Below are 6396 nucleotides of genomic sequence, written 5' to 3' on the forward strand. Positions count from 1 at the left end.
ATACCCCCGCATCTCGGCGGCTGAATCCGTTACCATTTACGTTCACCAAATCGATGGGTAGTGTTAATCAAAATAAACCGTTTTTCCCGTTCTCGCCGACTCATAAATGGCTTCTAAAATTTCCGTTACCACGAGCGCTTGCTCCGGCTTAACGAGCGGCTCCTTATCCTCAAGAATGGCCTGCACCCAAGCTCTCGCTTCGCGAGTGGCATCGGTTTCCTGCTTGCCTTCGAAAAAAGCGACGCCGCCCGAGCCCAAATCGACCTTCGTCTCGTACAAACGGCTCAATTTCTCGCCATTGAGGCGAAGTCCGTTGGTCATATCCGCTCCGCCTTCCGTGCCGCACAGCAACGTTTTGGCTTCGCCGATTTCAACCACATTCAGCGCCCAGCTTGATTCAAGGATGATCGTAGCGCCATTCTTCATCGTGATGAAACCAAACGCGGAGTCCTCCACTTTAAATTCTTCAGGATTCCATGGACCGAACGCGTTCGCCGCATTTTCGCGGTTCCCGAGCTTATGGAAGACGGAGCCGGTGACGCTCTTCGGCTCGTAGTTGTTCATCAGCCATAAGGTAAGATCAAGCGCATGGGTACCGATGTCGATCAGTGGACCGCCGCCCTGCTTCTCCTCGTCCAGAAATACGCCCCAAGTAGGCACCGCCCGGCGGCGAAGCGCCAGCGCCTTGCCGAGATAAATGTCCCCGAGTTCGCCATTTTCGCACAGCTCTTTCAAGTACAAGCTATCGTTGCGGAAGCGGTTCTGGTAAGCGATCGTCAGCTTTTTGCCCGTGCGTTTGGCCGCATCGAGCATTTGACGAGCCTGCTCAGCCGTTTTGGCCATCGGCTTCTCGCACATCACATGGCGGCCGGATTCCAGCGAAGCGACCGTGATTTCCGCGTGGGAGTCATTCGGCGTGCAGACATGCACGACTTCGGCATCGCATTCCGCTAACAATTGGTGGAAATCCGTATAAACCTTGGCGCCTTCCGCGCCATATTGTTCCGCAGCTTTGGCTGCGCGCTCCTGGACGATGTCGCAGAACGCGACCATTTCCACCTCAGGCTGCTGAGCTAGGCTTGGCAAATGCTTACCGTTCGCAATCCCGCCACAACCGATGATCGCGACTTTCAACGTTTTAGACATGAAGCTTACCTCCCTTTTCCGCGTAGGCACGCACCCACTCCATGCTTGTTTGGATGCTGTCCAGCGGATCAGCGGCGCAATAATCCTGCTCCACGATCAACCATTTTACACCTGCTGCGATCGACGCATCGCCGATGTCCGTAATGGCGATTTCTCCGCGGCCCAACTCAACCGTTTCCGGAGAACCGTCCGCTTTCTTAACCAAGTCTTTCCAGTGCACCAGCGGAAGCCGCCCTTGGTATGTCGCGATATATTCCAGCGGATCCGACCCGGCAAACGCAACCCAGCAAGAGTCGAGTTCAACCTGCAGCAAGGATTCGGGAACTTGCTCGTATATCGCATCTAGCGCCGGTTTGCCCTCGTGCTGCAACGTCAGTTCAAAATCATGGTTATGATAGCAAAGGACCAAACCCTCTTCTTTGCAGCGCTCTCCGAATATTTTCAGATCCTCGATGATTTCCGACCAGCGGTTGCGATCCTCCTCCGCCAAATAAGGAACGATGATATAACGGCTGCCAATCGCTTTATTAAACGCCAATTCCTCATCCAAGGCTTCCTTCAACCGGTTATATGGAGTATGCGCACCGATCGCGGTCAAGCCCGTTTCCCGCAGTATTTCCTGCACCTGCTCTACCGAGCGACCGTAAAATCCGGCAAACTCCACACCTTTATAACCAAGTTTCGCCACTTTGCGCAGCGTTCCCTCAAAATCCTGCTCCAAATGATCTCTTACCGTATACAACTGCAAACCAATCTGCGTCATCTTCTCGTTCACCTCATCCATAGTTGTGGTATAACCTAGAACTCCATTCATGCCATCAGATGGATCCATATAAAGCGCTTTCCATGTACCATGGTATTTCAAAACGCTCCGTTGTAAAATGAATAATATGATTGAAACATGAACAATCTGGTCATTTTTTTCGAAGACCCTGTGGAGGACACCAATGAAGGAAGAAGCAAACCTGCAAATTTTGCATGCCGGCTATTCGCTGCACCGCAAGCCATTCCACACGACGCAAATAGACGGACACGAGAATTATCTCATTCGCCTGCAAACATTAGGCAAATGCCGTTCGCGATTAAACGGGCGGCTAGAGCTTTTGGAACCCGGCGATTTGCTGCTGTTCGCCCCGGGGGATCCCTACGAGCTGAAAATTGAAGCGGAACCGAACAGTACAGGGGAACCGGCGGTTTCCAGCGGCGATTACCATATTTTTCTATCTGGGGAATGGATCAAAGCCTGGTGGAACCGCCGGCCGCTTCCTCATCGACTGAAGGTTCCCTTGTCCGAGGGCATCGTTGGAACCTTCCGTCAGATCATGCTGGAGCAGCGCCGCATCTCCAACCCGACACCGGAAATATCCGAATACTATTTAAAGATCCTGTGCATGGAGATCGAACGTAATTTACTGGAGCAGCCGCAACCTACCTATCCAACCTATCTTGCCCACCGCCTGAAAAATTATATCGAAGAAAACGCTTCCACTCCCTTTAAGCTGGAGGACGCCGCAGTCCACGTCGGCATCAGCGTGTCGCGGGCGGTGCATCTCTTCAAGCAGGCGTTTGGCACCAGCATGATTCAATACACCCTGGACGTGCGACTGAACATGGCGCGCGAGCGGATCATCTTCAGCCCCTTATCGCTTGAGCACGTTGCGGAGAGCTCCGGTTTCCCGAGCTACAATTATTTCCACAAAGTTTTCCGCAAACGTTTTGGGATGTCTCCCAAACAATTCCGCCAAACCTCCCGTGACAATGGCGCATAGTGTTTGGTCTGCCTGAAATGCAAACAACGCCGTGGGCGGCCATTGTAACGGCCTCCCGCGGCGTTGTTTTTTTTACCCTTAACCTCCGTTGGTTTGCGGTATCGCTTGGCGAAGGCGCGCTTTACGCTTCTTCATTTGGGTGCCAAGCAGCACCACCGCAGCGATGACGAGAATCTCGAATCCGTATTTGATCCAAGGGCTGGCGAACCAATCGTGGACCAGCGGCTCTTCGACGATCATCTTGGCTGAGGTCCAAGCCAGTACGGCGGCACCGATCGTGATCACGATCGGATAACGTTCGGTCAACTTCAGAATCATCGTGCTGCCCCATACCATAATCGGTACAGAAACGGCGAGACCGATAATGACCAGCAGGGTGTCCCCATGCGCTGCACCCGCTACGGCTAGCACGTTATCGAGGCCCATCATCGCATCTGCGATAATGATCGTACGGATGGCTGCCCACATTTGGTTGCCTGCTTTTATTTCGTGGTTCTTCTCCTCGACCAGCAACTTATAGGCGATCCAGACAAGAGCAAGGCCTCCGGCGAGTCGTAATCCCGGGATGTTTAGCAGCTGCACGACAAGCAAGGTCATGATTACCCGGATCACAATCGCGCCAATGGTCCCCCAAATAATGACTTTTCTCTGATCCTGGTGAGGCACGTTACGGGCGGCAAGGCCAATAACGATCGCGTTGTCTCCGGCTAGGACGAGGTCAATCAGGACGATGGATAATAAAGCCATCCAAAATTCCGGCGAAAATAAATCCATATTCTCTCCCCTTTCTAATTTCCATGCAGCGATCCCACTTTTTCCGGAAAAACCGCCTCACGACCGACCGCTGACTTTGTTGTAAAGGTAGTGTGTCAGGCCTACGGACAATTGATGCGGTAGGGATTACGGGAACAATCCCCATCAGTGATCCAAAAAAAATACGCCGTGTCCGTATTGGGCACGACGCAATTTATGCATCAAAAGAGACCTTCACCCAATACTCGCTACGGGCAAAGGTCTCGCTAACAACATTTCGTTGCCAATAAAGCCGGGGGTATGTATACTCCCGTAATGACGACTTTATTGTAGCAGCTACTCCCCTTTGGGAACCATGCATGTTTAATGGAGTTATTATAGCACGTACTCCAGGAGAGCACCAGCCTTTTATGCAAAGCGTTTTGGGTTTGGTGCAAAAACAAGTTATAATAAGGAGCGAAACGGAGGGATCACAATGAGTCCAGCGTCAAATTCCAATGTCAAACTGGCCACTTTTGCCGGAGGTTGCTTCTGGTGCATGGTTTCGCCATTCGAAGAGCTGCCCGGCATTCACGGGATTATTTCCGGATATACCGGCGGTCATACGGTTAATCCAACTTACGAGCAGGTTTGCGCCGGACACACCGGCCACTACGAAGCCGTGCAGATCACGTACGACCCGGCCGTGTTTCCTTACCGCAAGCTGCTGGAGTTATATTGGCAGCAAATCGACCCGACGGACGAAGGCGGCCAATTTCATGATCGCGGCGAATCGTATCGCACCGCGATTTTTTACCATGATGAGGAGCAGCGTCTGGAGGCAGAGGCTTCTAAGCAAGAGCTTGCGCAAAGCGGTCGCTTTAACAAGCCGATCGTCACACCGATTTTGCCGGCGGCGTCTTTTTATCCTGCCGAGGAATATCATCAGCAATATCACAAGAAAAATCCGGGCCATTATAAGCTGTACCGCAAAGGCTCCGGACGCGAGGACTTTCTGGAACGCCACTGGTCCGGCCCGGAGGATCCAGAGGAACTGAAGCGCCGGCTGACCCCGATGCAATACGAGGTGACGCAAAACAACGCGACCGAGCGGCCGTTTACAGGCGAGTACTGGGACCACGAAGAAGAAGGGATTTATGTCGATATCGTCTCCGGCGAGCCGCTGTTCAGCTCCCGCGACAAATACGACGCAGGCTGCGGCTGGCCCAGCTTTACGCGCCCGCTCCGCAGCTACCACGTCAAGGAAAAAACCGACACGAGTCACTTCATGATCCGCACCGAAGTGCGCAGCCGGCTGGGCGACTCCCACCTGGGCCATGTCTTCGAGGATGGCCCGGAACCAACGGGCCTCAGATATTGCATTAATTCCGCGGCGCTCCGCTTTGTACCGTTAGCGGATCTAGAGAAGGAAGGGTACGGAGAATATCTTTACCTGTTCCAAGATACGCAAGAATAAAGAAGCTAGTACAGAACAAGGCTGCCGATCCCGGCAGCCTTGTTCTTTTTGGAGAGGATCATGATTCTTCGCCCCGCTCCTCTCCGGCCTTTTTACGGGCACGAAACCGCCGCACCTTCATGAGGTTGCCGCACATTTTATCATCGCAGTATTTTTTCGTTCGATTTCGCGTATCATCATAAAAAATCCAGCGGCAATCAGGGTTATCGCACACGCGAATCCTTCCCGTCTCTCCCCCAAGTAAGGTTTCGCCGAAGCTCGCGGCGATTTCCGCCCGCACATGGCGCCAATCCTCCGTTACCGGAACATATACCAGCCGAACCGCTCCCGGCCGGCCAATCAGACGACGGCTCACTACATCAAGCGCTAAATGCTCGTTGAGCAGCTGCCAATCCCCATCTTCCATGCCGCCGCCGTCCGCCAATTTGACGGCTAGCAGATGCAAACGCTCCCGAAAATGACGCATTGCCGAAGCTGCTTCCGCAGGCATCGGTACGGGTGCGGCGAGATGCCAGTCGCTAAGGAATCGCTCTTGCCAAGCCCGTAGTTCCAGCCGATCTTCGCTGCGTCCGCTTCCCCGCCAGTCATGCCATTGGCTATTTAGAAAATCACTCCATAATGTCTCCAACTCCGAAGGCCTCCCCAAGATGTAACGACCAAATCTATAAATGAATAGTTACATTCTTACCATCTTCTGCTACAATACCATTGTAACCCTTTAAATATGGATTAGCCAGTTACAATGACGAGGAGGAGATCAGATGAGCGTAAGTGCCGTGGATTTACTCGTACTGCAAAAAGACAACACTTGGGAATTGGAGGAGTGGATCGTACCGTTGTCAACGGCTTTGGCAGGCACGACCGCCGAGCAAGCCATTTGGGCTCCGCCGGGCGGCGGCAACACGATATGGCAAACGGTCAGTCATATTAATTATTACAACGAGCGGATGCTTAGCCGCCTAAAAGGGGTGGAGCCGGACGCTCGCGTGGAAACCAACGAGGAGACCTTCGCTGGCGGAACGCCGGATGAAGCCGTATGGGCAGAGGTGCTGGCGGAAACGAAACGGATTCAGCTGGAACTGCGCGAGGCGATCGCTTCCTTATCCAATGAGGAATTGGAAGCGCCTTACGCGAATACGAACGAATCCGTGGGACGCGAGTTCTCCCGCTGGATGCTGCATGACGCCTACCATGCGGGACAAATCGTGTTGATTCGCAGGCAGCAGGGTTCCTGGAGATCCTGAGAAATCAAAAAAGAAACGGCCCGAGCCT

General features: G+C 53.1%; 7 protein-coding genes. 3 read left to right on the forward strand and 4 right to left on the reverse strand.

Features of this window, described 5'->3' with window-relative positions:
• Window positions 1–63: 63 nt before the first annotated feature.
• Together IM700_RS08255 and IM700_RS08260 are read right to left on the reverse strand one after the other, a co-directional pair.
• Window positions 64–1146, reverse strand: a complete 1083-nt coding sequence (locus tag IM700_RS08255; RefSeq protein ID WP_193415891.1) for a Gfo/Idh/MocA family protein — start codon at window positions 1144–1146, stop codon at window positions 64–66.
• The gene (locus IM700_RS08260; RefSeq protein ID WP_155605589.1) at window positions 1139–1909 is read right to left on the reverse strand and encodes a sugar phosphate isomerase/epimerase family protein; all 771 of its coding nucleotides are present in this window, start codon (window positions 1907–1909) and stop codon (window positions 1139–1141) included. The genes IM700_RS08255 and IM700_RS08260 overlap by 8 nt, the downstream gene beginning before the upstream one ends.
• A gap of 184 nt (window positions 1910–2093) precedes the next feature.
• Here IM700_RS08260 and IM700_RS08265 point away from each other — a divergent pair, with 184 nt between their 5' ends.
• Complete coding sequence (locus IM700_RS08265; RefSeq protein WP_193415890.1) at window positions 2094–2915, forward strand: AraC family transcriptional regulator; 822 nt, start codon at window positions 2094–2096, stop codon at window positions 2913–2915.
• Window positions 2916–2993: 78 nt separating this feature from the next.
• Here IM700_RS08265 and IM700_RS08270 read toward each other — a convergent pair whose 3' ends face one another.
• Window positions 2994–3689, reverse strand: a complete 696-nt coding sequence (locus IM700_RS08270) for a TerC family protein (protein ID WP_193415889.1) — start codon at window positions 3687–3689, stop codon at window positions 2994–2996.
• 454 nt (window positions 3690–4143) lie between these two features.
• Between IM700_RS08270 and msrB the strand changes: the two genes are divergently transcribed.
• The gene (msrB, locus tag IM700_RS08275) at window positions 4144–5124 is read left to right on the forward strand and encodes a peptide-methionine (R)-S-oxide reductase MsrB (RefSeq protein ID WP_193415888.1); all 981 of its coding nucleotides are present in this window, start codon (window positions 4144–4146) and stop codon (window positions 5122–5124) included.
• 58 nt (window positions 5125–5182) lie between these two features.
• On the opposite strand, the gene IM700_RS08280 is transcribed toward msrB, so the two are convergent.
• Complete coding sequence (locus IM700_RS08280) at window positions 5183–5752, reverse strand: CGNR zinc finger domain-containing protein (RefSeq protein WP_193415887.1); 570 nt, start codon at window positions 5750–5752, stop codon at window positions 5183–5185.
• Between the two features lie 133 nt (window positions 5753–5885).
• On the opposite strand from IM700_RS08280, the gene IM700_RS08285 reads away from it, so the two are divergent.
• Window positions 5886–6368 carry a DinB family protein gene (locus IM700_RS08285; protein WP_193415886.1) on the forward strand — a complete coding sequence of 161 codons (483 nt, stop codon included), beginning with the start codon at window positions 5886–5888 and terminating at the stop codon, window positions 6366–6368.
• Window positions 6369–6396: the final 28 nt, after the last annotated feature.

The organism is Paenibacillus rhizolycopersici (assembly GCF_014947195.2).
Taxonomy (GTDB): domain Bacteria; phylum Bacillota; class Bacilli; order Paenibacillales; family Paenibacillaceae; genus Fontibacillus; species Fontibacillus rhizolycopersici.

What these genes read in the sequence shown, in the direction of transcription:
- IM700_RS08255 (WP_193415891.1), bottom strand. Translation starts at nt 1,146, where the DNA reads ATGTCTAAAACGTTGAAAGTCGCGATCATCGGTTGTGGCGGGATTGCG.
- IM700_RS08260 (WP_155605589.1), bottom strand. Translation starts at nt 1,909, where the DNA reads ATGACGCAGATTGGTTTGCAGTTGTATACGGTAAGAGATCATTTGGAG.
- IM700_RS08265 (WP_193415890.1), top strand. Translation starts at nt 2,094, where the DNA reads ATGAAGGAAGAAGCAAACCTGCAAATTTTGCATGCCGGCTATTCGCTG.
- IM700_RS08270 (WP_193415889.1), bottom strand. Translation starts at nt 3,689, where the DNA reads ATGGATTTATTTTCGCCGGAATTTTGGATGGCTTTATTATCCATCGTC.
- msrB (WP_193415888.1), top strand. Translation starts at nt 4,144, where the DNA reads ATGAGTCCAGCGTCAAATTCCAATGTCAAACTGGCCACTTTTGCCGGA.
- IM700_RS08285 (WP_193415886.1), top strand. Translation starts at nt 5,886, where the DNA reads ATGAGCGTAAGTGCCGTGGATTTACTCGTACTGCAAAAAGACAACACT.